Raw genomic sequence first — 26478 nt, 5'->3', positions numbered from 1 at the left:
ATAGTTAAAGCTGAGACTGAGTCCCAGCTTCTTTTTTATTTTCCAAATAGACGTCCAAAGAAACCTTTTTTAGAAGCTTCTTCTTGTTTGGTCTGGATTTCTTCCACTTGGGCCTTGGCTTCGTCAACCTCAACCTTAGCCTCATCAAGTTCCAGTTTAAGCTCTTCCTTGTCCTTCATAGCAGTCAAGGTCAATTGTTGCTGTTGATCGATTTGCTTGTCCTTTTCGGCGATTTGAACGTCTTTGACACGCAATTGGTCATCCATGTTAGACAACTGCTCGTCCTTAGCCTTCAACTGAGCATAGAGACGGGCAATCTCAGAGTTTTTCTCGTCTACAAGAATCTCCAGCAACTCACGTTGTTTTGTTTCTTCATCGATTGGCTCATCGTCAAAGATGGTTTTCTTGTAAATTTCCTCCAACTTAATTAAGCCACTGCGTTTAACGACAGTAACCCCTTTAGCATTTTTTTCTAGATCTTCTTCTGGAAGTTGTTTGACACGATTATTGACTGCTTGACGACTAACACCAAGGATTTCAGCAATCTCGCTGACTGTCTTTTCAATACTCATAATAGCCTCATTTTCTCTTGAAATGTCTTACTATGAGAATATCACAATCACTCCTTTCTGTCAATTTGACTAGTTATTCTGGATACCTGAAGGACTTTTTTCCTTTCACTCTTCAAACAATTTACTTGATAGGAAGCTAAGCTTTTGGTAAACTATGTGTGGGTATAAATGTATATAGAAGGAAAGTCTTTGACTTAAACAATCGGTACTTCCAAATTGGGTTTGGTCGGTATCAGATCTGTTGTATCTAGGAATGGTGGGAACAATTCCACAAGGTTTGGGATTTTCATTCTTGCTCCAATTTTTGATGGTATTCGAGCAACCTTGGTTGCAAAACGACTTGATATTGAAGCATAAATCACATTATCTTCAACGGTTTGACTGTTGGAGTTTTTTTATTGTTACTTTACTCGCATACTAAAGCCTCATATTGCCATCCGAGATTGAAAAAAGCCCTAAATTATGCCATAATAAACAAAAGCAAAATAGAAAGAACGAGTCCTATGAAAAACTTCCGTGATGATATTAAGGTCAATGATTTGGCCCAGCCCTTCTTAGAGCCAATCGTCGAACAAATGACCACTGTATTCGATTCTGAGATTGAGCTAGACATTTACAACCTTGGTTTGATTTATGAAATCACTGTCGATGAAAATGGCCACTGCTACTTCCTTATGACCTTTACTGATACTGGTTGTGGCTGTGAAGAGACTATGCCTTATGAAATCGCTGAAAAGCTAAAATCCATTGACGGTATTAACTCTGTCAAGGTGGAAACCACTTATTCACCGGTCTGGAAGATGACACGCATCAGTCGTTATGGACGTATCGCTCTTGGTATCTCACCTCGAGGCGGAAAATAAAAGGAAAACCGGTTGGACATTTCCAACCGGTTTTTTACTAGAGTAACAACAGACAAACCATTACTTGTCATCACACTGCCAACAACTGTCTTAGAAATTAATATCAAAAAATCACATCGAACAAATGTCCGGTGTGATTTTGTTGATATCATTTCATTAGGCTTTACCTGATTTATCCATATTCCAGAAGTCGGTAACGGCACCACGTGACGCTGAAGAAACGATGTGAGCGTATTTACCGAGGACACCACGGCTATAAAGTGGTGGCAACTCAGTTTCCGCTTTACGTTTCGCCAACTCTTCGTCTGAAACGTGCATCGTAATTTCTTTGGTATCTTGGTCAACTGTAACCATATCACCTGTACGGAGGTAGGCAATAGGTCCACCAACCTGAGCTTCAGGAGCAATGTGACCAACAACGAGTCCGTAAGTACCACCTGAGAAACGTCCATCTGTCAAGAGGGCAACCTTGTCCCCTTGACCTTTACCAACGATCATTGAAGACAATGACAACATTTCTGGCATACCAGGACCACCCTTAGGACCTACAAAACGTACAACAACTACATCGCCATCAACGATTTCATCAGAAAGAACTGCTTCGATGGCATCTTCTTCTGAGTCAAATACTTTAGCAGGACCAGTGATGTTACGAACTTTAACCCCTGATACTTTGGCAACCGCACCTTCTGGAGCCAAGTTACCTTTCAAGATAATCAATGGACCATCAGCACGTTTAGGATTTTCAAGCGGCATGATGACTTTTTGACCTGGTGTCAAATCATCGAAGGCCTCCAAGTTTTCTGCAACAGTCTTACCAGTACATGTGATACGATCACCGTGAAGGAAACCATTCTTAAGAAGGTATTTCATAACGGCTGGTACACCACCAACATTGTAAAGATCTTGGAAGACATATTGACCTGAAGGTTTCAAGTCAGCCAAGTGAGGCACACGCTCTTGGAAATCGTTGAAATCTTCAAGTGTCAAATCAACGTTAGCTGCATGAGCAATAGCAAGCAAGTGAAGTGTCGCATTTGTTGAACCACCAAGTGCCATTGTGACAGTGATGGCATCTTCAAAGGCTTCACGTGTCAAGATATCTGATGGCTTAAGACCTAGTTCAAGCATCTTAACAACTACACGACCTGCTTCTTCGATATCTGCTTTCTTCTCAGCTGATTCTGCAGGGTGAGATGATGATCCTGGAAGGCTCATCCCCATTACTTCGATTGCTGTCGCCATTGTGTTGGCAGTATACATACCACCACAACCACCAGGGCCAGGGCAGGCATTACATTCAAGATCTTTAACCTCTTCTGCGGTCATATCACCGTGGTTCCATTTACCGATACCTTCGAAAACAGAAACCAAGTCGATATCCTTACCGTTAAGGTTACCTGGTGCAATGGTACCACCATAGGCAAAAATCGCTGGAATATCCATGTTAGCAATGGCAATCATAGAACCAGGCATGTTCTTATCACATCCACCAATAGCAACAAAGGCATCGACGTTGTGACCACCCATAGCTGCTTCGATTGAGTCAGCGATGATATCACGAGATGTCAATGAGAAACGCATTCCTGGTGTCCCCATGGCAATACCATCTGCAACAGTAATCGTACCAAATTGAACTGGCCAAGCACCCGCGTCTTTAACACCTTCTTTGGCAATTTGACCAAAACCGTGCAAGTGGATATTACATGGTGTGTTCTCAGCCCAAGTTGAGATAACCCCAACAATAGGCTTTTCAAAACTATCATCCGTCATCCCAGTCGCACGAAGCATGGCACGGTTAGGTGATTTAACCATACTATCGTAGACAGATGAACGGTGTTTCATGTTATTTTCAGACACGATATTTTCCTCCATAGTTAATAACTATTCTAATTTAAACTTCTACTCCTATTCTAACATAAATTATCTAAAAAAACTGACCATTTACAAACTATTCTCCCTTTTTAAATTATGCTAAAATAAAGGCATGAAACATTTTGATACTATCGTTATTGGTGGGGGGCCTGCTGGCATGATGGCGACCATTGCCTCAGCCTTCTACGGCCAACAAACCCTTCTAATTGAAAAAAATAAACGTCTCGGAAAGAAGCTGGCTAGTACTGGTGGTGGACGTTGTAATGTTACTAACAACGGGACTTTAGACGATCTTCTAGCAGGTATTCCAGGTAATGGCCGTTTCCTCTATAGCGTCTTTTCACAATTTGATAACCACGATATCATTGCTTTTTTCGAGGACAATGGTGTCAAACTAAAGGTTGAGGATCACGGACGTGTCTTCCCTAAGACAGATAAATCACGGACCATCATCCAAGCTCTGGAAAATAAGATTCAGGAACTTGGTGCTAGCATCCTCACCAATACAGAAGTTGTCTCCGTCAAAAAGGTTGATGAGCAATTCCAAGTTAAGTCTTCGGACCAGACTTTTACCAGTGATAAACTCATCGTTACAACTGGAGGAAAATCTTATCCATCGACTGGTTCAACTGGTTTTGGACATGATATTGCCCGCCATTTTAAGCTCCAGGTCACTGATCTTGAAGCTGCGGAAAGTCCACTCCTAACCGACTTCCCCCACAAGGCCTTACAAGGAATTTCTCTTGATGATGTCACTCTGTCCTATGGCAAGCACAAGATTACCCATGACCTTCTCTTCACCCATTTTGGCCTATCTGGCCCAGCTGCCCTACGTCTTTCCAGTTTTGTCAAGGGTGGTGAGATAGCCCATCTAGATTTTCTTCCTAACCAAAGCCAAGAAAATCTCAAAATCTACTTTGAGGAGAATCGCGAGAAATCTGTTAAAAATACTCTCAAAGGTCTAGTGCCTGAGCGTGTCGCTGAATTCCTAGCAGAAGACAAGGCTGATAGCAAGGTTAAACAACTGCATCCCAAAGACTTAGAAAACATTATCAGTCAGCTTAAGGGCATGGAAATTCCAATCACAGGTAAAATGTCACTTGCCAAATCCTTTGTGACTAAAGGTGGCGTTGACCTTAAGGAAATTAATCCCAAGACTCTAGAAAGTAAAAAAGTCCCTCACCTACACTTTGCAGGAGAGGTCCTTGACATCAATGCCCATACTGGTGGCTTTAACATTACTAGCGCCCTCTGTACTGGTTGGGTAGCAGGGATTCAGAGGCCTTGGGACTAAGGATTGAGTCCTCCTATCATAAAAAGCTGTTAAAACCATCTTCTTTTTTATTACTATACCTAAAAAGTGTCCCTTCTAAAACGGAAGGGACACTTTGTCTATTTCTCAAAGGAGAGGAGGGGATTCGAACCCCCGAGCCCCGTTAAGGACTACACGCTTTCCAAGCGTGCGCACTCGGCCTCTATGCGACCTCTCCACATCAAACGATTAGCCATCAATAGGCTAATCGTTATTTTTAATCAAGTTTTCAAGAGTTAATCTTTAAACTGGGCCTCTACTCGATAGATGACCTGACCTTTTTCTGAGAACTTACGCTCGTATTCAGTCATGACGTTGCCTTCATAATCACTGGCATGAAGGTCCAACCAAACTTTGTTGAGAACCATTCCATACTGTGAAAAGCTCGCCAAACTGTATTCAAAAAGTCCACGATTGTCTGTCTTAAAGTGAATCTCTCCATTTTCAGGCAAAATTTGCTTATAAGTATCTAGGAAAGTCTTGTATGTCAAACGACGTTTCTCGTGGCGACTCTTAGGCCATGGATCTGAGAAATTCAGATACATCATATCCACTTCGCCATCTTCAAAATAATTGGTCAAGGCTGAACCATCCACGCGCAAGAGTTTGACATTTTCAGCACCCGAAGCCAAAACCTTATCCAAGGCATAGCTCAATACAGACAGCTGAATATCAATACCAATGTAGTTGATGTCAGGGTTTTGTTGGGCCATACCAGTAATGAAGGCCCCTTTACCAGATCCTACCTCGATATGGATAGGATTGTCATTACCAAAAAGCTCATGCCACTTACCTTTAGCAGCCTCCGGCTCAAGGATAACGTACTGAGGATGGTTAGCTAGGTGTTCCTCTGCACCTTTACGTTTTCTAACTCGCATGTCTACTTTCTAATATCTGTGCAAGGTCTCTCTGAATTTACGAAGTTCATAAATTTCTCGGTTGGCATGTTCCATATCACGACTATCAAAGAATTTTGAAATCTGTGTCAAATATGAAAACTGCCCATACCAATAAATCTTGTCCATCACAAGGTCGTTGTTCTTATAGCCATAGTATGACAACCACTGTGGCCAATGTGCCAATGGAATGTAATGGCTGAGGATCTGCGCCACATCATACATACGATCTGTTAGACGTACAGAATCCCAATCAACCAAATAAATCAATCCTGAGGTTGTGATGACAAAGTTACTATGACGAGCATCTCCGTGAACAATTGTTGCAATTTCCGCACGAAACTCTGGAAGATGACGTTTCAAATCTCTAACAACGTCTTGAAGGAAGCCATTTTCACGCAATTGGTAAGCGGCATTTTCCTCCCACTCGTGTAGAAGATCGAAAGGATTTTCAATATGATAATCCAACTGCAAGAGTTGATTAACCAAGTGTTTAGAGCGGTGCAAATTACCAAGAATTTGGATAATCTGTTTACTGTTCATGTCATGTTTGGTCAAAATACGACCATCAAGCCACTCCTGTGCACTCATCATGTCACCATTTCCCAGACGCTTAGCCCACAAGAGCTGTGGTGCAATCTGTTCCTTGGCAAGAGCTGCCAAGATTGGTGTTGTATTCATCTTCACAAAGACGCGATCTCCGTTTGGGTAAGTTCCCATATAGGCCTTACCACTATTTCCTTTGAGAGGAGTCAGGCTCAAATCTTTATCTGTTGATGTCACCTAGGCATCTCCTTTTTCTTTAGTCATTCGTTTCTATTTTAACTTATTTAATAGGTGTTAGTCAATCATCTTCTTAAGCTTGGCTGGTAGGTAAACAAGGCTCAGAACTAGCATCATTCCAACCAAAATCAGGCTAAACTTAAGGTCGAAGAGACAAATAGCCTGTACCAGAGTCATCCCAAGTACAATCTGGCTAATCAAGCGCTTAAGATTGCTTACCTGCATGTCTTTTCCAACTGGCATAAGGTTAGCCATTCTCTGATAAGCAAAGTGCGATTTAAGTGCCGTGAGCTGAAAGAGCAAGAGGTAATCAAAAACAACCACAAGCACCATAGCCAACCATTTTTCAGGAACCAAAAAGATAACTAGAAGTGTTAGGGCAAACAGGCGTAAACTAAGGGCAAAGTAATCCCCAGAACGCAAGAAGGCTCTTAGGTAAAGATTGTACCAAGTATGTTCCTTGTCTTTCTTTGTACGTTTGAGAATACCATCCAAATAAGCACGGCGTTTAACACTCGACGTAATCCCTTTAACATTGGTAAAGAGTGAAAAGAACTTCAGAATCGATTGTTGACGCTTATTTTCCGCTGCAATAGCCTCAGTCCAATTCAGTCCAGACTGCTTATAAAAAGGTTGAGCCTTTTTCTGAAAAATGAAGTACTTAAGAATAGCCATAGCCACAGCTACAAGGATAACTCCCCAAACTGGAAGTCCCAAGGCTAAAAAGAGAGGAATAACCAAAATAAAAATCAGGGTTTGTACTATTAACCAAAATCTAAAAGCACGTCCTGTTGCCTTCTTAACATGGTCTAGTACCTCTTCTTCCTTAACCAAAAGGTAGTGCTTGTCCGCAGGTTCTAGATAAGTCGCAATATTCCCCCAGAAAGGTAATAACAGACAAAGCACAAGCAAGCCAAGAATGATTGCCCACGGATTTTTTGGAAAATGCTTCAGCAACTGGGTATACTGAACCAAGACAAAGCCTAGCAGAAAGAGAAGAACCAAGATAAAATGATCATTAAAAACGTAGCGACTATACTTAGCACAGCGGGCATTGAATCGCTTGCTACGCTCCTTAAATAGCTTAGCTATCATGACAATTCTCCCTTAGTTAACTGCATGTAGATATCGTTAAGACTAGCACTATCGTCGCCAAAAGTCTGACGGAGCTCCTCGAGAGTCCCCTGTGCTAAGACCTGTCCATGGTGCAAAATCACAAAGCGATCACACATTTTCTCAGCCGAATCCAAAACGTGGGTAGACATGAGAATCGCCTTACCATTCGCTTTTTCCTCAGCCAAAAGCTCAATCAAGTCCGAAATCGCCAAGGGATCCAAACCTAGGAAGGGCTCATCAACAATGAAAAGACTTGGATTCACAATAAAGGCACAGATAATCATGACCTTCTGCTTCATCCCCTTTGAAAACTGAGTCGGGAACCAATCTAGCTTTTCATCTAAACGAAAGAGCTTAAGGTACTTGTCCGCACGTGCCATTCCTTCAGTCACATCAAGACCATAGGCCATCAACACCGTTTTCAAATGTTCACGAAGCGTCAATTCTTCATAGAGGCTTGGCGTTTCAGGGATGTAACCAATCTTCTGACGATAGCTAGCTGAATCTTGCTGAATGGTTAACCCATCAATGGCAATCTGTCCCCCATAAGGTGTTAAGAGACCAATAATCTCGTTAATTGTTGTTGATTTCCCAGCACCATTAAGACCGATAAGACCAACTAATTCGCCATCAGCCACCTCAAAAGTCACATCTTTTAGGACGGGAATATTAGCGTAACCACCCGTCACCTTTTCTAATTTAAGCATTATCTTTTCTCTCTTTGGTATGATATAATCTATTATAACAAAAACTCATGGAAAGGTCGTTATTATGGATAATTGTATTTTCTGTAAAATTATATCTGGAGAAATCCCTTCATCAAAAGTCTACGAGGACGACAAGGTTCTAGCCTTCCTCGATATTTCACAAGCTACAAAAGGACATACCTTGGTTATTCCTAAAGAGCACGTTCGTAACATCTTAGAAATGTCTGCTGAGACTGCTGAGACTGTCTTTAGCCGTGTTCCAAAAATTGCTCGTGCCGTGCAAAAAGCAACTAGAGCAATCGGCATGAATATCCTTAATAACAACGAAGAAGTTGCTGGACAAACCGTCTTCCACGCTCATATTCATCTCGTTCCTCGTTACGGTGCAGACGATGGTATCCACATGGGATTTGACGAACACGAACCAGACTTCGCTGCCCTGGCTGACCTTGCTGACAGCATCGCTAAAGAGGTAACAGAATGAAAATTGGACGCTTTCTAGCTCTTGGAGCCCTCGCCTACGGTGCCTACTACGCCTATAAACGACGTGAAGACATCAAAGAGGAAATCCTAGACCTCAACCAATCACGAGAAAATATCTCCTACGATTTGGACAATATCAAACGCAACCTTGACATCATCAAGGAACAAAACCTTGTTCTTGCTGACATTAAGCAAGACCTCAACTATAAAACACGTGTCTTCAAGAAAGACCTCGAACCCCGACTCAATATCATCCAAGAACGCTTGCAAAAGTATCAAGGTGATGATAAAGAATAAAGGTAAGTAGCCTGTGCTACTTACCTTTTTTATCAATGATGAAAACTTATAAAAAGTTTATGGATAGTGTAATAGTCACTCAATGTTCCTTTTTTTCACAACAGAAAGTACCATTCAATAATAAAAGGCACCACTAATCAGATTAAAGAGAACACTACTAAACCTATTTTCATATAATTACTATTTCTTTTTTAAAGCATTAATAATAGAACGTGTTGCTGATTTCGTTAAGCCTTGATTTTTAGGATGTGTCCTTAAATAGGAATGGACTTTGGTACCAGTATCTGAACGTGTGTAACCATTTGTATTAACAATCTTATTACTTAACAGTTTATCCAATAAATCCATTCTGCATCTCCTCACAATTAGTAATTAAAATTTATACTAAATGAATTCATTGTATCATAGTTACCATTCTGTATATTAGCAGTCCACCCAATATTTTCACCGCTCTTCATTTTATTCTTATAGTAGTTTGCTTTTTTTGCTTTTTTTGCTTTTTCGTCTGATTCCTCAACTTTCTGTCCTGGATTAACTGCAACAAATTCTGATATAGATACTGACTGCTTTCCTTTCGGATTAATTCTAGATTGTGACGAACTAAATGGCTTTGCTTCAATACTATTGTTAATTACAAAAGTTGATTCAATATTAATTTCTTTATCCGTTAAGTTATCAATAATAATATTTCCACCAGTTCTTGTTATTTTAATATTTTTATCACTATATAGTTCTTCCGCTTTTGCTACTGTTTTTTTCGAACCCATAATACTTTGTCCTACTTTTGACGTATTATTGCCATTAGTAGAATTTTCATTCGAAGAATCTCTAATAGCCAAAAAAATATTAACAATGTAAATATAAATCCAAAAACCGCTAATACATAAACGCTAACATTAAAAATTTACTTTAACATATCTTTTCCTCACCTTTATTTTTGAGTTTCAATTGTCACTTTTGCCTCGTGGTCCAAAGATTTAATCATTGTAGAGTAGTACTTCTCGGCTGACTCCTTTAATAATTTTTTATTGTCCTTTATAAAACCTTGTTGTTCCTTATTTGAAAAACCTTCTGCAACAGCCTCACCAGTATCTATGTCTTTAGTCGAATAACTAAGAATCCCTCCACTAGTATCGTAGAGTGTATAAGGTTTGTCTTTATCTAATTCAACACCAATAACTTCAAATTTGGGTAATGTAACTTGATAATTATGATTACCATTATCTTTAATGGTTACATCATTCTTAATACCGAATTTTGCCGTATAATTTAGAATAATGAGTGCTTTCTTTTCTGAACCAGGTATTACAAAGTTACTACCAAATAACTTTGTATTATTTTCTATTGACTTAACTTTTTGAATAGATGCATTGAGTAAAACTAACTCACTGACCTTTTCCAAAGATTTTACATTTACTATGATTTCTGTCTTTGGTTTTTGATTACCAGATGACTCACTCCCTTTATATACGCTAAGAAAAATGAATCCTACGACAATCACTAATAAAATCGCTAAAATACCATATATTATCTTTTTCATACTTTTTTCCTATTAACTCATTTCTTCAAAAACAACTGGATTAACAATCCTGCAATCACAATACCAGCTGCAATTAGGGGGTTCAACATTGCTATTCCTACAAGAAGTAGAATAGCCAAAATCCATAAAACTACTTTTAACATTATTTCTCCTTATCAAATAACAAAAGATTGTAATATTAAACCCAAGAAATCACTAACTAAAATTTAATTTTACACAAAAATTATATAGCGATATGAATGCGTTGTCAACGCTTTCTTGAAAATAGAATATATTTTTAACTATTTACCATATTATCATAATTTAAACAATTTTATCTCATTTTATATTTAAGAATAAATATAAAAGTCACAGCTATACACAATACAAGACTTTCCGCTGTGCTAAAAGTGAGAGAAGCAATAATGTTTCCCTCACTCGGAAGATTTGAGACCCAGGCTCAAATCTTAGAAATGGAATTCCGTTAGGAAGTAGCTTCCGTCCGTAGCACCCAAGGAAAGTCTTAAATAAAAAAGAAAAAAACAGAGATGTCTACTAACATCTCTGCTTCATAAATAGGATTAGGAGGTTTTATGCCTTTTATTTAGCATCTTTTTCTTTGATAACCAAGACACCATCTTCCATATCAGCTTCTAGGTGTTTAGCATCAAGGTTATCCAAGTGGAAGTCTGTGACTTTGTCACGGATTTGTTGTTCAACCACACGACGGAGTGGACGAACACCCATGACTTCGTCGTAGCCTTCTTCAGTCATGTATTCTTTAGCAGCTTCGCTAACTGCCAAGTCAATGTCTTTCTTAGAAAGCGTCTTGTTAACTTCAACCAACATAAGGTCGACAATCTTAGAAAGATCTTCTTTGCTCAAGTGTGAGAATTCGATGACAGCATTGAAACGGTTAAGGAATTCTGGACGGAAGTAAGGTTTCAAACGATCCATAAGTTCTGGTTTATCAGCATCTTCTGTCAAGTTAGCTTCGTAACCAAAGCCTGCGTTTGAAGTTGCGATAATCACAGTATTCTTGAAGTTTACAGTGTTACCTTGACCATCTGTCAAACGACCATCGTCCAAAACTTGGAGGAGAAGGGTGATGACTTGAGGGTCAGCCTTTTCAATTTCGTCGAGAAGAACGATTGAGTATGGGTTACGGCGAACACGTTCTGTCAAAGTATTGCTATTGTCATCATAACCAACATAACCAGCTGTTGTACCAATCAATTTAGAAACGGCTGTGCGGTCGCTGTATTCTGACATGTCCAAACGGATAATGGCATCTTTGGTTCCGAACATATCAAGAGCCAATTGTTTAGCCAACTCAGTTTTACCAACACCAGTAGGTCCTACAAAGAGGAAGCTACCGATTGGACGGTTACCTTCGTCAAATCCTGCACGGTTACGACGGATGGCACGTGCCACTGCTTCAACGGCTTTATCTTGACCGATAACTTTAGTTTGCAAACGGTGGCCCATATCTTTCAAACGTTCGATATCAGTTGCTCCCATTTGCGATACTGGGATACCAGTCATACGTTCTACAGATTCAGCCACATCGTTAACAGTTGCAGTGACTTTAAGGTCTGCTGTATGGTTAGCAATTTTCTTTTCAAGTTCTTCAATACGAACCTTAGCGTTTAGAGCTGCTTCGTAGTCTTCTTTGGCAGCTGCAGCTTCTTGTTTAGCTTTTTCTTCTTCAATTTCATGTTCAACAGCATTCACATCAGTCACTGGGTGTTGAGCAGCCAAGTGAGCAGCTGTTACATCGACAAGGTCGATAGCCTTATCTGGCAAGCTACGTTGTGGAATGTATTGTACAGAGAAATCAACCGCTGCTTTCAAGACGTCATCTGGCAAGATAACATTGTGGTGTTTTTCATAAAGATCACGGATACCTTGGAGAATCTTGAAAGTATCTTCAGCAGAAGGAGCATTGACCTTAACTTCGTTGAAACGACGAGCTAGGGCAGCGTTCTTCAAGATAGTGTTACGATATTCATCTTGAGTTGTTGCACCAATCACTGTCAATTCACCACGTGAAAGAGCTGGTTTCAAGATATCAGCAAGACCTTTAGACCCTTGACCATCGCCAGTGCTTCCGGCACCAAGAATTTGGTGGATTTCATCGAAGAAGAGGATAATGTTTCCAGCTTCTTTGACTTCGTTTACCAAGTTTTGAATGTTTTCTTCAAAGCTACCACGGTATTGAGTACCAGCTTCAAGTCCAGAAATATCAATTGAGATGATTTCCTTGTTCTTGATAGCAGCTGGGACATCACCATTGACGATGGCTTGAGCCAAACCTTCAACTACGGCTGTTTTACCAACCCCAGCGTCCCCGACAAGGACTGGGTTGTTCTTGGTACGGCGAGCCAAGATTTCGCAAGCTTCTTGGATTTCTTTGTTACGTCCGATAACAGGATCCAATTTACCTTCGCGAGCTTCTTCAGTCAAGTTACGACCAAGTTTAGCAAGAATACCATCTTGTTTAGGTCCTTTACCTTGTTGTTGAGTTGGGTTCACTGCTTCACCTTCATTACCAGGCAATTGACCTGTTTGACGGTAAATCGCAAATTCTTCAGGTGTCACTTCACGACCGTTAATCATGTAGCGACGGTTTTCTGAACGGTAACCACCCATGTTACCCATCAATTGATTGAAAAGATCGTCCATATTGTTAAAGTTGTTGTTCATATAATTACCTCGTTTTGTGTTTTCTTGTGAATTTTTTTAAGTGTTATTTTTATGTTAATGTGTTTTTTGACTTTTACTGACCAAAACCCTAAAAATTTTTAGTAGCTTCAACTACTCTTCTAATAATCTCAGGTTTTGCTCTTGGTAGGAGACTGAGAACTTTCACAGTCTTAAATAAATTGTCATTTAGCATAAGAGCCACCTTCTTTCTGTGAATCTCTCAATATAGCTAACTTCCAAGCCTCTTTCAGAAAGAAACTTGTAGATTAAGGAAACCTTTTTCCTTATAGCTTTATCATATACCTTTCATTTGACCAGGTCAAGAATTTAGTTTTGACTTTTACTGACCTTTCAGATGAAAATTTTTGCAGACTAGCTGCAATCCTTTTTATTGGTATATGGGCTATTGACACAGCCTTCATAAGGATTTCATTTCCTTATGTCTATATTGTACAACATTGGTCAGTAATAGTCAATAGTTTTTTGACTTTTTTTGACCTTTGTCATAAACTTTTTTGCAGTCAAACCAAAATAACTTTATGACAAGTATTTAGGCAAGCACTGCAAGATTTATAAGGAAGCTAAATCCTTATGAGATTATCATACACCATTAGTCAGTATAGGTCAATAGTTTTGTTTGATCTTTTTTGACCTTTTGGAAAATAATTTACGGAAAGTAAAAAAGCCTACCAAAGGTAGACCTAATAATGATCTTTAAAAGAGAGAAAGGCGACACTCTTACCATCAATCATATAAATCAAACGATTTTCAGCATCAATTCGCCGAGACCAAGCTCCTTGAAAGTCATACTTCAAGGGTTCTGGTTTCCCAATACCTGAAAAAGGATCCCGTTGAATGTCTTTAATCAGCTTATTGATTCGCTTAAGTGTCTTCCTATCCTGATTTTGCCAATAACAATAATCCATCCATGCATCTTCAGTGAAAGTGAGTAACATTTTCTACTCCTTTAGTGCATGCTCTTGAGTCTCTCCAGCGCGTACCTGAGCCATTCCTCTTAAAACCTTGTCTGATAGTTCTTTATTTTGAACAATACGCAATGTTTCTTGAATGCTATCCCACTCACTCTTTGAGACCACTACAATATCTTCATCAGGATTTTTATTGACTACAGCTAGAGGTTCAAATTCATCATTAACCTTTTTCATATAATCCTTCAAATGATTTCGAAACGTTGAATAGACGACTGCTTCCATTAGCATACCTCATTTTCCTCTTTTCTTTTATTATATACCAAAAGTATAAACTTGTACAAGTTCCTGACAAGTTTATACTTTCTACAATATTTATTCGAAAAAAGATTTAAAAAGCCTACCAGAGGTAGACCTTCTATAAAACTATTTTACTCTAATAGGTACACGTCCAAAGTTTTGTTCGCAAAGCTCGGGGTTACCTAATTGATAAACATTATCCGCTCGTTGTGTAAGCATATCCCAAGGTTCCCTTCCAATCCGAGCCACTATATCCACAGTCTTTTTCACAGATTTAAGATGAGACTGCCCTTTTTGAGAAAATCCAAGGACATGAATGGATTCAGGCAGAGGGTTGTCCACAGCTCCGACAAGGATATAGGTCAAAATACGACGTACACGAGCCTTTGTATAGCGTTTAGTTGCTACCTTATCCACTAGTTCCTCCACAGAAGAAATCTCACGGATAGCAGCTTTTAAACGTCTAGCAATCTCTTCATTCACTTGGAAAATACTAGTCAAATCGGGGTTTGTAAGAATCTGATAAACCAGCAATTGGAAATAATTATCCCAAGAGACCTGTGGAGATGTCTGAAAAAGTTTACTATCGGGCATGAACTTATCCACAAAATCACTATCTTGCTTGTGGAGACGTAGGCTGGTCGCTGAGGCGAAAGATACTTCCTTATCTGAGGAATGATAGCCGGCTCCTTGTCTCTGGATAGGATTCAACTTAATACCCTTACCAGCACAAGCTTTGGCATAGGCTAAGCCTAGGATATGATTGGGTGTATTGCCAGTAAAGGCTACACCAGCAAACTTTTCCCACATTTTTTGTGTCTTCTGTGGATAAGATAGGTCACTCGGCAAGTTTTCCACAAAGGCTTCCATGTCCTCTGACTTTTCAGCATAGACATTTGCTATTGCCTGGTAATCTAGGACTTCTTCCGTGCCAAAAGTAAGGCTATCAATCCCCAGTCGGGACAAGATATGGACGGCCCCAGCAGCAAAATAATCGGCAGACTGGACTGACGTCAAGAAAGGCAACTCAACCACGAGGTCTGCCCCATTTTCCAAAGCCATCTGAGTCCTAATCCACTTATCCACAATAGCTGGCTCACCTCGCTGGACAAAATTCCCGGACATGGCAACGATTTTTACGCCTTCAGCCTGATCCAAGAGATACTTGTGGCCGTTATGAAAAGGATTGAACTCAGCAATAATACCTGTAACTGTCATAGGCTCTTATTTTTGGGCCACAAAGAACCAACGGGCACTAGTTTCAGTCGGTTCCTTGTCCTCGAAATCAGCGTAAAGTTTGAAGGATTTGAAGCCAGCCTGCTCCAGCAAGATATCATAAGTCAAGACCTCATAGGTGCGTTCCTCATGGACCTCATCATGACGGCTAAAGCTTCCATCTTCCTCTTGGACAAAGAAAGTTAATTCATGGACAATAGAATGCGGAGCCGCATCCTCATAGGTATCCCAGAGCATAGCAAAGTCTTCTGCATTTTCATGGTAGGAATAGCCCGGGAACACTTCATCCGTCTGATAGGTTGAATGCACATCAAAGATGAAGACGCCATCCTCATTAAGAGCATTGTAAACTTCCTTGAAGACGTCCCCAACCTCAACTTCATCCTGCATATAGCAGATTGAATCTGAGTAGCAGGTCACAAAGTCATACTTGCCCGCTTGCGATAAATCCAACATGTTGCCTTCAATAAAGTCAATTTTCTGTTTGGCAGAAGAGGCACGCTTCTCCGCAATCTTCAACATATCAGCACTCAAATCGAGTCCAGTTACATCGAAACCAGCTTGAGAAAAGCGTACAGACTGAATTCCAGTTCCACAAGCCAATTCAAGTAATTTCTTTTTATCCTTAGTCTTTGGCAAATGACGGAGGGAAAAATCCGTCCACAAATCGTAAAGACTATCATCCATAACAGCGTCGTATACCGCCGCGAAAGTTTCATAAGTAGCCATAAATCAAGATACAAAGAGCGTCAAAAGCACAGAGAAAATAGGAAACTTTCTGACGTATCGCCGGATACAAGGAAAGTTTATCTTTTTCTCACTGCTTTTAGCTCGTGTTCAGTTGACAAGCCAACTAAACACAAGGCTCTATCCTTCCTATTAAATCTTTAGTTTAAGCAACAAAACCCAGTTGTCGCCAACTGAGTTCAATTTTTATGCCAAATAAGCTGACACATCCACCATTGGTGCTTCGTGCCATAGTTTTTCAAGGTTATAGTGAGCACGTTCATCTTCTGTAAAGATGTGAACAACGACGTCGTTAAGATCCAAAAGAATCCAACCACCCTTGTTGTCACCTTCCATGTGACTAGCATCAAGGCCAGCTTCTTTCACTTTCTCACGGATGTTGTCAGCAATAGCTTCCAACTGACGGCTATTCATTGCACTCAAAATAACAAAGTAATCTGTTAGGCTTGTAAGGCCGTACAAATCAAGGGCAACAATGTCTTCAGCTCGCTTTTCATCAGCAGCTTTGACAACCAATTCAAGTAATTCTTCTTTAGTCAATGATATTCTCCAGTAATTGTTATTAATCTTTTAAGTAATGCACAAAAGCATTATAGGTTTCCAAGGTTTGCGGGAAAATCGGCAAGGTCTGATGAGCCAAGTGTTCCACGGTATGAACTGTCTCAAAAGCAACGGCCTTATCCAAGGATTGCTCTGCTACTTGTCTAGCTTCCTCTACCAAAGGGAAATTACGGTTATGCTCAATATAATCAGCCACATAGACAATCTTATCTAGGGCTGACATTTCATGGCTTCCGACGGTATGGATTTCAATACTGCGTAGAATCTCAGGATCAGTCAAGCCCAAATCTTCTTGGATTTTGTAAATCCCAACCATGCCATGCCAGACATTGTTTCCCCATTTTTTCAATTCAGGATCAAGCTTATATTTATCAATAAGCCCCAAGAATTCCTGATCTGGAAGTTCCTTGGCATAATCATGAAGCAAACCAGCTAGGCCAGCTTTCTCAGTATCATATCCGTACTTTTCAGCAAGAGCAATAGCAGCTCGCTCAACACCCAGAACATGATTGAAGCGTTTAGGGCTCATGACCGCTCGAACTTTTTCAAGAAGTTCTTCACGAGAATAGTCTAGGTATTTTTCATAGGTCATTTATAGAGCCCCGCTTTCTTGATGTAGGCAAGTACAGACTGTGGCACCATAAAGTTAGGTGTGCGATCCTTCTTAATGTAGGCTCTAACTGCACTCGAACTAATATCCATAAGGGGCACATCCACCCAAATAACTGGGTAAGACGTTCCAGCCTTATACTTAGGACGCTGAACACCAACAAATTGTACCATCTCGATAAGTTCATCAATACGATGCCACTTAGGTAGGTATTCGACCATATCCGCTCCAATAATAAAGTAATAATCCGTATCAGGATTGGCTTCCGTCAAGAGCTTCATGGTGTCATAAGTATAGCTGATTCCCTTACGTTCCAACTCAATGGTTTCGATGTCCAATCCTTCGATACCGTTAATAGCCAACATAAGCATATTAAGACGGTGTTTTTCATCAATAGTCTCTTTTTTATCGACATGAGGTGGCTCATATTCAGGCATGAGAAGAACTTCATCGAGACCTAACTGCTGACGCACCTGATCAGCAACAACCAAGTGGGCATTATGAACAGGATTGAAATTTCCACCTAATATTCCCACTTGCTTACGGCCTGTATCTTTGATTTCTTCCTCTAGTTGAACCTTTGTAAATGGGGTTACGAGATCTAGTGCCATGTACGCCTCCTCTTTCTCAAGCATTATACAACTGACTTAAGGCTAGCTTTAATGCTTCAAAAGTGTTTCTATACCTTAGTTTGTCCTTCATCGAGCAAAGTCAGTAACTATTTTTGGATAGCTTTGACCTTTGGTGACAACTTACGATTTTCTTTTTTAGCTGATTCTTTATAGAGAATCAAGATACGTCCAATCTTAAGGACTGTATCACAACCAATTTCTTCTTCCAAGATTTCAGCAACCTCATGAATATCTTCCATAGTATTTTGGAGTAGGGTTACTTTAATCAATTCACGGGCATCAAGGGCGTTGCGAACGCTAGTTTTGATGTGGTCGTTAAGACCGTTTTTCCCGATTTGTACAATAGGTTTAAGTGTGTGTGCTTCCGATTTGAGGAAGGCACGTTGTTTTGATGTTAATGACATGTTTATTCCTTTTAATTTTTTTGCTGTTTTTCTTAGGTGATACGGACGCTAGCAAACCTTCGGTTTTATAGCTAATTTTTGAGCCTAGGGTCTCAAAAATTCCGAATCCAAGTAACATAAAATGTAACTTGGATTACTATCACAGCGAAAAACACATCGTTTGCTCATGACGTAAATCTAGGCAAACTTCATGTTCATTGAAAAGACTCTTTTATACTTTTAACTACTTTATTAAGTTTAAATAATCGCTTTTCGTACGACGACGCCAACGCCTTCTGGTGCCCAGGCAGCAACGATGGTTGGTTGGTCAGCTTTTCCTTGGACACGAATCCATCCTAGTCCTGAGAAGACAATATCTGTCTTATCTTTGACAGTGAATTCGTGACGGACAAGTTTTGGAAAATCGGCAAGATCCTTTGGCCCAGGAGGCATGAGGAGACTTCCAACATGCTTATCATAGAAGGCATCTGCGCCTTCAAGTTTGGTACGATGAAGCTTCAAGTTATTATCAAAGAAGGCTGTAAAACCTTGCTTATTCCCATCAATAAAGTCAAAACGTCCAAGACCACCTAGGAATAGGGTTTGGCCTGCATTTAACTGGTAAGTTTTTGGCTTAATTTCCTTCTTAGGACTAACGTACTTGAGATCCTTCGCTGACAGATAGTGTGCCATCTGGTGGCGATGGATGATTCCTGGTGTGTCAAAAATGTAAGTACCGTCATCCAGAGGAATTTCAATCTTATCAAGGGTTGTTCCTGGGAAACGAGAAGTCGTGATAATATCTTTATCACCTGTAATTTCCTTGATAATCGCATTAATTAAGGTTGATTTACCAACATTCGTAACACCAACAACATAGACATCACGACCCTTACGGAGTTTTTCAATACGTTGAATCAACTCTTTAATGGCGTGGTGATTTTGGGCAGACGTCAACATGACATCCACCGGACGCATCCCTTCTTCGTGGGCACGTTCTGTCAACCATTGGGTTACCTTACCATCTTTAACAGATTTAGGCAGGATATCCTTTTTATTTCCAACCAAGAGCACATCATTACCCGAAACAAAGCGTGATAAGCCTGGTATGATTGATCCATTAAAATCAAAAATATCAACGACATTGACAACGAGAGCATCACTATCACCAACTTCATGAAGCAATTTTAAAAATTCATCATCTGTGATGTGGACATCCACAATCTCATTGTAATGACGAAGACGGAAACAGCGTTGGCAGTATAACTCACCTGTTTCTTCGGCCTTTTTAATAGAGCTAGCAGGTGTGAAACCTGCTTTTTCTTTATCTTCTGTTTGAATTTGAGCTCCACACCCAATACAAAATAATTCTTCCATTAAATTCCTTTGTTGAAGGTCATTGGACCATATGCTTTTTCAATCTTTTTCCACATGCGACGTTCACGCCAACGGTTAAACTTGGTTACCCAAGCATCTGATTTCACCAAAGGCTTGACCAAAATCGAGCGAATTCCAGCTCTGTGGCTAGCTCTGATGTCAGTCATTAGCTGGTCTCCCACCATAACAACCTCGTCTCGGTTAAAGTGGTAACGCTCAATCGCTTCATTAATGCCTTTAGTGAAAGGCTTCATGGCACGACTCACGAAATCCACATGGAAATTGGCAACCGCACGTTCAACACGTTCATATTTATTGTTAGAGACCACAACTACCGGAATATCAGCCTCTGTCATCTCATCCAACCAAGCACGTAGCTCAGGAGTCCCATCAGGGTTGTTCCAAGCAATCAAGGTATTGTCCAAATCGACCAAGACGGCACGAATACCGTGTTCACGTAACTGGTCAGGTTTCAAATCATAAACAGCCTCCACCATAAAATGGGGCCTATAATCGTCTATAGTCATTTTCTCTCCAAAATGTTAGTTTACCTCTTATTCTACCATATTTTTAAGGTTTATGTGTGGGACTTAAGTCCTATTTTTTAAGAACATCCTTTACATAACAATAAAGAAAAGAGCCACAATCACTCAGGCTCCAATATTATCTTTGAATTTTTTCTTGTTTTTTAAGGGCAACTAAATTCTTAAGCGATATGATGATAACAGCAAGAACAATTAAAAACATTCCAAGCACATCAATGGCAAAGAAGTGGTCACCCATGATTAAGACCGTTAAAATGACCGATGCCACTGGTTCTACCGATGCCAGAAGACTTCCTTTTACAGCGCCAACCACGGTTGTTCCCTTGAGGAAAACTGTATAAGCAAAAACTGTCCCAATGAAGACCAAGCCAAAGAGTGCTAGAAGATTTCCACTAGTCAAGGGTCGCTCGTACTTCCAGGCTTGGATAACAATCGGAAAGATTAAACCACCGAGCAACAGGCCTAAACCAATGACAATCAAACTTCCCCATTTTTCAATAGCCTTAGCAGGCAGTAAGATATAAAGTGCATAGGTCACCGCCGAAAAGAGACCCCAGAACAAGCCCAGAGGTGTAATCGCCAGCTCCCTTATCTGACCATGCGTTGCGATGGTAAAGGTTCCCACAATAGCCATGATAATCGCCACTAGCTCTGCTGCTGTTGGGAACCTACGATATTTTGCACATACAAAAGCCAGGATGATAACTGGGGTGACATACTGCAAGACCGTCGCTGTCCCAGCATTAGTGTATTGAATAGCACTGAGATAGGCGTACTGATTTAGTACCAGACCAAAGAGAGCAAATAAGGCGATACTTACTAAGGTTTTTCTATCTTTAATAGCTTGTACTAATTTGTCTCGCTGCCTAAAAAAGACCGAAGCCGTTAGTAAAATACCAGACAAAAGCAAACGTAAACTCGTCAAAAGATTGACATTAACACCATGAGCCATTAGGTATTGACCAGAAACTCCTGAAAATCCCCAGGCAATTCCTGCAGTTATGACCATCAGACTACCTTTTAGCGTCTTTGACATAGTCACCTCCCAAATCTATTTGTTTCTGTTATTGTAACACAAAAAGGTCGAAACAAAACGGTTTCGACCTTTATCTATTCATTCGACCTTTATAAACTTATTCTGGTTGAACCAAGATTTTAATTTGAGATTTATCTTGGGTTAATTCAACAAAACCTTCTTCAACGATATTCTCCAATTTAATTTTCTTAGTAACCAATTTATCAGCAGGGAAGTAGCCTTGTTCCATCAATTCCAAAACTTTAGGGAAGATGTGACGGTAGGCAATAATTCCTTTGAGAGATTTTTCTTGGATGGCGAATTCATTTGGATTGATGCTGGCTTCACGTTCCCAGATAGATACGACCATACATTCTCCAGCTTTATGAACAGCTGCAAGGGCTTGGCCTAAGACAACTGGAACCCCAGTAACTTCATAAGAAACGTCTACTCCACCACCTGTCAAACGATGGATAGCTTCTACGACTGTTTCCCCTTCTTCTGGGCGAACTACGATTGCCCCCAATTCTTCTGCTTTGGCTTGACGTTCAGGAGACAATTCAACCGCATAGATTTTTGATGCGCCTGCTGCACGAAGGGCTTCAACAATCAAGAGACCAATTGGTCCCAATCCAAAGATGACTGCTGTATCCCCAGCTTTCAAAGCAGATTGACGGACTGCATACACAGCTACAGCAGCAGGTTCTGTAAGAGCAGCTTGTTCATAGCTCAAGCTATCTGGAATCACATGGACAAGATCACCATCAAGGACACAGTATTTCGCAAAACCACCATCTGCAGCGAGGCCGACGAAGTTCAAGTTTGGATCAAGGTTATAATCGCCAATCAAGTTGTGCTCTGCAAGAATTGGTTCGATGGTTACACGATCGCCAACTTTGACACGAGTCACATTACTTCCGACTTCTACAATCTCACCAGAGAATTCATGTCCCAAAGTAACCGGTGCTTTTTGACCAGAATACACATGTTCTTCTGTTGGAATGAAGATTGGTCCATCCAAATATTCATGCAAATCTGTACCACAGATTCCTGTGAACTTGACTGCCACTTTTACTTGATGAGGCTGTACTTCAGGTACTTCCACTTCTTCGATACGAACGTCTTTCGCTGCATGCCAGCGAGCTGCTTTCATAGTAGCCATATGATGATCTCCTTGTTTTCACAATTTTTGGTTTTCTTTTCAGGAAACATTATACATCAAATTGTAAACGTTTTCTTTTTACTTGTCAAGGAAAAACTGGACAAAAGAGATTAGGGAAGCACCCCATAAGATACTTCCCTAATCTCAACTTTATTTGTGTTATTTCTTTTTGATTCGAGACACCTCTAGCCACCAACCTACAACCCAGCCAAGGACTAAAAGATAATTTTCAAGTGCACCTATGGCGTTGACTGAGTGATGATGTTGAAGATAGCTAAGGAAATGATTAGTCCCAATCCCGAGGCCTCCAATAATCAAAGCTATCAGTACAGCTCTCAAATAAAACCAATCGTATTTGAGATTAACGGCAATCAGGATGACAAGGACTGCCACATTCCAGATACCAATCTCCCTCTGCCAGCCAACTGAAATACCGTACCCCGAATGACTTCCCATATAAGTTGGGAAGAACAGCTGAAAAATAATAGCACCAGTCATGGCGAGAATGACGAGGATAAATAGGACTCTTAAGAATTTGTTCATGGGGTTGCTCCTAAACTCTTTTTTTAATGTTCCCAACTAGTCTAACACAAATATTGCAGATAAAAAACCAACCTTTCGGCTGGTTCTTTATCTATTATTCTTCTTTCAACTTCGCCAATTCTTGGGCAAGTAACTTGAGGGCTACTTGTGGGTTGGCTTGACCTTTGGTTGCTTTCATGAGGAAGCCTGTGAAGGCCTTGTCAGCGTTACGTTTACCTGACTTGAAGTCGGCTACGGCTACTTCATTGTCTGCAAAGACTTGGTGGATGATTGGGATCAAGACTTCAGGGTCTGAAATCTGTACCAATCCAGCTTTTTCGACGTATTCACGCGCACCTCCACCGTTTTTCGCCAAATGAACGAAGACTTTCTTAGCAATCTTAGAAGAGATGGTTCCATCTTCGATGATGGCAATCATTTCGACCAAGTTTTCTGGTGTCAACTTGATTTCTTCAAGCGTTTTACCTTCTGCGTTCAAGAATTGAGCGACTTCACCTTGGAGCCAGTTAGACACTTGTTTAGCGTCTCCGCCAAGGGCTACGGCTGCTTCAAAGAAGTCAGATGTGACCTTAGTAGCTGTCAATTGGTTGGCATCATAGTCAGACAAGCCAAGCTCTGCCACATAGCGAGCACGGCGGTCTTTTGGAAACTCAGGCAATGATGTACGCATTTCCTCAATCCAGTCATCTGAGATTTCAAATAATGGTAGGTCTGGTTCTGGGAAGTAACGGTAATCCGCTGCCCCTTCTTTGACACGCATAAGGATAGTGCTCTTGTTGGCCTCATCATAACGGCGTGTTTCTTGACGAATGACACCACCTGAACGCAAAATTTTTGCTTGACGCTCCACTTCGTATTCAAGACCTTTACGCACGTTTGAGAAAGAGTTCAAGTTCTTCAACTCCGTCTTGGTACCAAATTCCTCTTGACCGTAGGGGCGAAGGGAAATGTTGGCATCGACCCGCATCGATCCTTCTTCCATCTTGACGTCAGAAATACCTGTGTATTGGATGACTTCTTTCAAAGCTGTCAAATAAGCATAGGCTTCTTCCGGAGAACGCATATCTGCTTCAGATACAATCTCGATCAATGGAACCCCTTGACGGTTGAGGTCTACATAAGAGAAACCGTCTGTTCCGTGGGTGTTCTTACCGGCATCTTCTTCCAAGTGGGCACGTTCAATCCCGATTTTCTTAGTTGAGCCATCTTCCAATTGCACTTCAATCCAACCGTTGTAACCGATTGGTTCGTCAAATTGCGAAATCTGGTAGGCCTTTGGATTATCAGGGTAGAAATAGTTCTTACGGTCAAAGTGCATGTGCTGATGAATATCCATATTCAGGGCCAAAGCAGCCTTGATACCAGCGTCCACAACACCCTTGTTCAAGACAGGAAGCACCCCTGGGAAAGACCAGTCAATCACATTGGTATTGGCATTTTGCTCGTTCCCAAAATGAGCAGAGGTTGGTGAGAAAATTTTTGAGTTTGTATTCAATTCAACGTGGACTTCAAGTCCGATGACTGTTTCAAAGTTCATTAATTGTCACCTCCGAAAATAAGGGGTTGTTGCTTGTGATAGTCCGTTGTTGCTTCAAAAGCAGCTGCAGCTTGGTAGATGGTTTCTTCCGAATACTTAGGACCAATCAACTGCAAACCAACTGGAAGTCCTTGCGCAAAACCAGCAGGAATCGAAATCCCTGGAAGACCTGCCAAGTTAACTGGAATGGTCAACAAGTCCGCCAAGTACATGGCAACCGGATCATGGTTAAGCGAATCCAAATCAAAGGCCACGCTTGGAGCTGTTGGACCAAGGATGAGGTCGTAATCCGCAAAGACTTTTTCAAAATCTTGGATAATAAGACTACGGACTTGACCAGCTTTCTTGTAGTAAGCATCGTAGTAACCAGATGACAAACTAAAGGTTCCAAGCATGATACGGCGTTTGACTTCATCACCAAAGCCTTGGCTACGAGTGTTCACATAGATGTCATCCAAATTCTTGGCATCTTCCGCACGGAAACCATAACGAATACCATCGAAACGTTGCAAGTTTGATGAAGCTTCAGATGAAGCAATGATGTAATAAACGGCAACCCCGTATTTAGAATGAGGCAGGCTGACTTCTTCGACAGTTGCTCCCAATTTCTCAAAGTGCTTCGCCGCATTAAGGATAGTTTCTTTGACTTCTGGGTCAATTCCTTCACCGAGGTATTCCTTAGGAAGGGCAATCTTCATGCCCTTGATGTCTTGACCAATCTTAGAAGTAAAATCGGCTACGCGTACTGGCGCTGAAGTTGAATCTTTGGCATCTTCACTGGCAATGACATTGAGCAATTGGGCATTTTCCTTAACGGTTTGTGAGAAGGTACCAATTTGGTCAAGTGAGCTACCAAAGGCAATAAGACCGAAACGTGAAACAGTTCCATAAGTTGGTTTGAGACCAACAATCCCGTTGAAGGCAGCTGGTTGGCGGATAGAACCACCGGTATCAGAACCAAGAGACAAACGAACTTGCCCTGAAGCGACAGAAGCTGCTGAACCACTAGAAGATCCACCAGGCACCTTGCTGTGGTCCCAAGCATTTTTAGTCGCCCCATAGTAAGATGTTTCACCAGATCCACCCATAGCAAATTCATCCATGTTGGTCTTACCGATGACAATCATATCTTTGGCTTTTGCATTGGCAACAGCTGTCGCATCAAAGATAGGCTCGTAGTTGTAGAGCATTTTTGATGCCGCAGTCGTCAAGATACCATCTGTTGAGATATTGTCTTTGACAGCGAGTGGAATCCCTGACAGGAGGTTATCTTTATCGATTCCTTTTTCGTCAATAGCCTTAGCTTGGGCAAGTGCTGCTTCTTCAGCCACCGTCACAAAGGCATTGACTGCTTCTTCACGCGCCTTGATATCCTCAAGTGTCGCTTGGGTCAATTCGGTTGCTGAAATTTCCTTAGAGACAAGGAGGTCGTGCAACTCTTCAATGGTTTTATGGTTGAATGACATTAGGCATCTCCTCCATCTTCTAGGATAGCTGGTACCTTAATGTAATAGCTATCTTTTTCAGGTACATTTTTAAACAAGCGGTCACGGTCTGTCCCTTTTTCAGCAACATCCGGACGCAATACGGTCTTACGATCAGCCATAGTCGTTGTTGGGGCCACACCGGTTGTGTCCACTTCTTCCAACAATTCCACCATGTCGACAATTTTAGACAAGGTTGTCGCAAACTCAGCTGTCTCTTCTGGAGAGAATTTCAATTTTGAAAGATTGGCAACGTGGGTTACCTCTTCTTGCGTAATTTTCATCTTG

General features: G+C 40.9%; 31 protein-coding genes and 1 tRNA gene. 4 read left to right on the top strand and 28 right to left on the bottom strand.

Annotation, left to right across the window (positions count from 1 at the left end; genetic code table 11):
* Positions 1-35: 35 nt before the first annotated feature.
* On the bottom strand, positions 36-572 hold the full coding sequence (locus LG375_RS09345) for a DUF536 domain-containing protein (RefSeq protein ID WP_002884601.1): 537 nt from the start codon (positions 570-572) through the stop codon (positions 36-38).
* A gap of 503 nt (positions 573-1075) precedes the next feature.
* On the opposite strand from LG375_RS09345, the gene LG375_RS09340 reads away from it, so the two are divergent.
* Complete coding sequence (locus LG375_RS09340; protein ID WP_070839138.1) at positions 1076-1435, top strand: metal-sulfur cluster assembly factor; 360 nt, start codon at positions 1076-1078, stop codon at positions 1433-1435.
* Positions 1436-1591: 156 nt separating this feature from the next.
* Here the strand turns inward: LG375_RS09340 and ilvD are convergent, their stop codons facing one another.
* Positions 1592-3310 (bottom strand): dihydroxy-acid dehydratase, encoded by a 1719-nt coding sequence (gene ilvD / locus LG375_RS09335; protein ID WP_155222567.1) that lies wholly within the window; start codon positions 3308-3310, stop codon positions 1592-1594.
* Between the two features lie 112 nt (positions 3311-3422).
* Here ilvD and LG375_RS09330 point away from each other — a divergent pair, with 112 nt between their 5' ends.
* Complete coding sequence (locus LG375_RS09330) at positions 3423-4604, top strand: NAD(P)/FAD-dependent oxidoreductase (RefSeq protein ID WP_225745688.1); 1182 nt, start codon at positions 3423-3425, stop codon at positions 4602-4604.
* A 109-nt stretch (positions 4605-4713) separates the two neighbouring features.
* Here the strand turns inward: LG375_RS09330 and LG375_RS09325 are convergent.
* From LG375_RS09325 to LG375_RS09305, 5 genes are all read right to left on the bottom strand, one after another.
* Positions 4714-4800, bottom strand: a tRNA-Ser gene (locus tag LG375_RS09325).
* Between the two features lie 58 nt (positions 4801-4858).
* Positions 4859-5500 carry a tRNA (guanosine(46)-N7)-methyltransferase TrmB gene (gene trmB / locus LG375_RS09320; RefSeq protein ID WP_003096317.1) on the bottom strand — a complete coding sequence of 214 codons (642 nt, stop codon included), beginning with the start codon at positions 5498-5500 and terminating at the stop codon, positions 4859-4861.
* 9 nt (positions 5501-5509) lie between these two features.
* Entirely contained in the window at positions 5510-6301 is a 792-nt protein-coding gene (ccrZ, locus tag LG375_RS09315) for a cell cycle regulator CcrZ (protein WP_002884270.1), read from the bottom strand.
* Positions 6302-6358: 57 nt separating this feature from the next.
* Positions 6359-7396 (bottom strand): ABC transporter permease, encoded by a 1038-nt coding sequence (locus tag LG375_RS09310; protein WP_225745687.1) that lies wholly within the window; start codon positions 7394-7396, stop codon positions 6359-6361.
* A complete protein-coding gene (locus LG375_RS09305; protein WP_070437832.1) occupies positions 7393-8124 on the bottom strand; it encodes an ABC transporter ATP-binding protein in 732 nt (243 codons plus the stop codon). Before LG375_RS09305 ends, LG375_RS09310 begins: the two co-directional genes overlap by 4 nt.
* Positions 8125-8188: 64 nt before the next feature.
* Here LG375_RS09305 and LG375_RS09300 point away from each other — a divergent pair, with 64 nt between their 5' ends.
* Together LG375_RS09300 and LG375_RS09295 are read left to right on the top strand one after the other, a co-directional pair.
* Entirely contained in the window at positions 8189-8608 is a 420-nt protein-coding gene (locus LG375_RS09300; RefSeq protein ID WP_037599159.1) for an HIT family protein, read from the top strand.
* Entirely contained in the window at positions 8605-8904 is a 300-nt protein-coding gene (locus LG375_RS09295; protein ID WP_060972580.1) for a hypothetical protein, read from the top strand. Before LG375_RS09300 ends, LG375_RS09295 begins: the two co-directional genes overlap by 4 nt.
* A gap of 180 nt (positions 8905-9084) precedes the next feature.
* On the opposite strand, the gene LG375_RS09290 is transcribed toward LG375_RS09295, so the two are convergent.
* The 21 genes from LG375_RS09290 to gatC all read right to left on the bottom strand — a co-directional run bounded on the left by LG375_RS09290 (position 9085) and on the right by gatC (position 26474).
* Complete coding sequence (locus tag LG375_RS09290; protein WP_162837453.1) at positions 9085-9252, bottom strand: hypothetical protein; 168 nt, start codon at positions 9250-9252, stop codon at positions 9085-9087.
* Between the two features lie 17 nt (positions 9253-9269).
* Complete coding sequence (locus LG375_RS09285; protein ID WP_225745686.1) at positions 9270-9743, bottom strand: hypothetical protein; 474 nt, start codon at positions 9741-9743, stop codon at positions 9270-9272.
* Between the two features lie 92 nt (positions 9744-9835).
* Complete coding sequence (locus tag LG375_RS09280) at positions 9836-10444, bottom strand: DUF4230 domain-containing protein (protein ID WP_002884297.1); 609 nt, start codon at positions 10442-10444, stop codon at positions 9836-9838.
* A gap of 17 nt (positions 10445-10461) precedes the next feature.
* Positions 10462-10587, bottom strand: coding sequence for a hypothetical protein (locus LG375_RS10545; protein WP_002884447.1), 126 nt, complete (start codon positions 10585-10587; stop codon positions 10462-10464).
* Positions 10588-11023: 436 nt separating this feature from the next.
* Positions 11024-13129 carry an AAA family ATPase gene (locus tag LG375_RS09275; protein ID WP_004183275.1) on the bottom strand — a complete coding sequence of 702 codons (2106 nt, stop codon included), beginning with the start codon at positions 13127-13129 and terminating at the stop codon, positions 11024-11026.
* Positions 13130-13830: 701 nt separating this feature from the next.
* Entirely contained in the window at positions 13831-14085 is a 255-nt protein-coding gene (locus tag LG375_RS09270; RefSeq protein WP_021143706.1) for a Txe/YoeB family addiction module toxin, read from the bottom strand.
* Between the two features lie 3 nt (positions 14086-14088).
* Positions 14089-14343: a type II toxin-antitoxin system Phd/YefM family antitoxin gene (locus tag LG375_RS09265; protein ID WP_060971904.1), complete on the bottom strand. Its 255-nt coding sequence runs from the start codon at positions 14341-14343 to the stop codon at positions 14089-14091.
* A 141-nt stretch (positions 14344-14484) separates the two neighbouring features.
* Positions 14485-15576, bottom strand: coding sequence for a nucleotidyltransferase (locus LG375_RS09260; RefSeq protein WP_225745685.1), 1092 nt, complete (start codon positions 15574-15576; stop codon positions 14485-14487).
* Positions 15577-15582: 6 nt separating this feature from the next.
* Entirely contained in the window at positions 15583-16323 is a 741-nt protein-coding gene (locus LG375_RS09255) for a class I SAM-dependent DNA methyltransferase (protein WP_013991077.1), read from the bottom strand.
* 204 nt (positions 16324-16527) lie between these two features.
* The gene (gene rsfS / locus LG375_RS09250) at positions 16528-16881 is read right to left on the bottom strand and encodes a ribosome silencing factor (RefSeq protein WP_014632696.1); all 354 of its coding nucleotides are present in this window, start codon (positions 16879-16881) and stop codon (positions 16528-16530) included.
* A 22-nt stretch (positions 16882-16903) separates the two neighbouring features.
* Complete coding sequence (yqeK, locus tag LG375_RS09245; protein WP_225745684.1) at positions 16904-17494, bottom strand: bis(5'-nucleosyl)-tetraphosphatase (symmetrical) YqeK; 591 nt, start codon at positions 17492-17494, stop codon at positions 16904-16906.
* Positions 17491-18123: a nicotinate-nucleotide adenylyltransferase gene (locus LG375_RS09240; RefSeq protein ID WP_002884372.1), complete on the bottom strand. Its 633-nt coding sequence runs from the start codon at positions 18121-18123 to the stop codon at positions 17491-17493. The genes yqeK and LG375_RS09240 overlap by 4 nt, the downstream gene beginning before the upstream one ends.
* Before the next feature lie 107 nt (positions 18124-18230).
* On the bottom strand, positions 18231-18548 hold the full coding sequence (yhbY, locus tag LG375_RS09235; protein WP_002884193.1) for a ribosome assembly RNA-binding protein YhbY: 318 nt from the start codon (positions 18546-18548) through the stop codon (positions 18231-18233).
* A gap of 237 nt (positions 18549-18785) precedes the next feature.
* Positions 18786-19904: a ribosome biogenesis GTPase YqeH gene (gene yqeH / locus LG375_RS09230; RefSeq protein WP_049546030.1), complete on the bottom strand. Its 1119-nt coding sequence runs from the start codon at positions 19902-19904 to the stop codon at positions 18786-18788.
* Positions 19904-20431, bottom strand: a complete 528-nt coding sequence (locus LG375_RS09225) for a YqeG family HAD IIIA-type phosphatase (protein ID WP_002891674.1) — start codon at positions 20429-20431, stop codon at positions 19904-19906. Before LG375_RS09225 ends, yqeH begins: the two co-directional genes overlap by 1 nt.
* 136 nt (positions 20432-20567) lie before the next feature.
* The gene (locus tag LG375_RS09220; RefSeq protein WP_225745683.1) at positions 20568-21485 is read right to left on the bottom strand and encodes a DMT family transporter; all 918 of its coding nucleotides are present in this window, start codon (positions 21483-21485) and stop codon (positions 20568-20570) included.
* Positions 21486-21582: 97 nt separating this feature from the next.
* Complete coding sequence (locus LG375_RS09215; RefSeq protein ID WP_225745682.1) at positions 21583-22626, bottom strand: 2,3-butanediol dehydrogenase; 1044 nt, start codon at positions 22624-22626, stop codon at positions 21583-21585.
* Positions 22627-22785: 159 nt separating this feature from the next.
* Positions 22786-23169: a hypothetical protein gene (locus tag LG375_RS09210; protein ID WP_021146370.1), complete on the bottom strand. Its 384-nt coding sequence runs from the start codon at positions 23167-23169 to the stop codon at positions 22786-22788.
* 94 nt (positions 23170-23263) lie between these two features.
* On the bottom strand, positions 23264-24706 hold the full coding sequence (gene gatB / locus LG375_RS09205) for an Asp-tRNA(Asn)/Glu-tRNA(Gln) amidotransferase subunit GatB (RefSeq protein ID WP_201041646.1): 1443 nt from the start codon (positions 24704-24706) through the stop codon (positions 23264-23266).
* Positions 24706-26172 carry an Asp-tRNA(Asn)/Glu-tRNA(Gln) amidotransferase subunit GatA gene (gene gatA, locus LG375_RS09200; protein ID WP_183137314.1) on the bottom strand — a complete coding sequence of 489 codons (1467 nt, stop codon included), beginning with the start codon at positions 26170-26172 and terminating at the stop codon, positions 24706-24708. The genes gatB and gatA overlap by 1 nt, the downstream gene beginning before the upstream one ends.
* Positions 26172-26474: an Asp-tRNA(Asn)/Glu-tRNA(Gln) amidotransferase subunit GatC gene (gatC, locus tag LG375_RS09195; RefSeq protein WP_183137315.1), complete on the bottom strand. Its 303-nt coding sequence runs from the start codon at positions 26472-26474 to the stop codon at positions 26172-26174. Before gatC ends, gatA begins: the two co-directional genes overlap by 1 nt.
* Between the last annotated feature and the right edge of the window lie 4 nt (positions 26475-26478).

It is taken from the genome of Streptococcus sp. Marseille-Q3604 (assembly GCF_916619785.1).
GTDB lineage: Bacteria > Bacillota > Bacilli > Lactobacillales > Streptococcaceae > Streptococcus.
The sequence above is the reverse complement of the archived record's forward strand: the minus strand, read 5'-3'. Positions and strand labels throughout refer to the sequence as shown.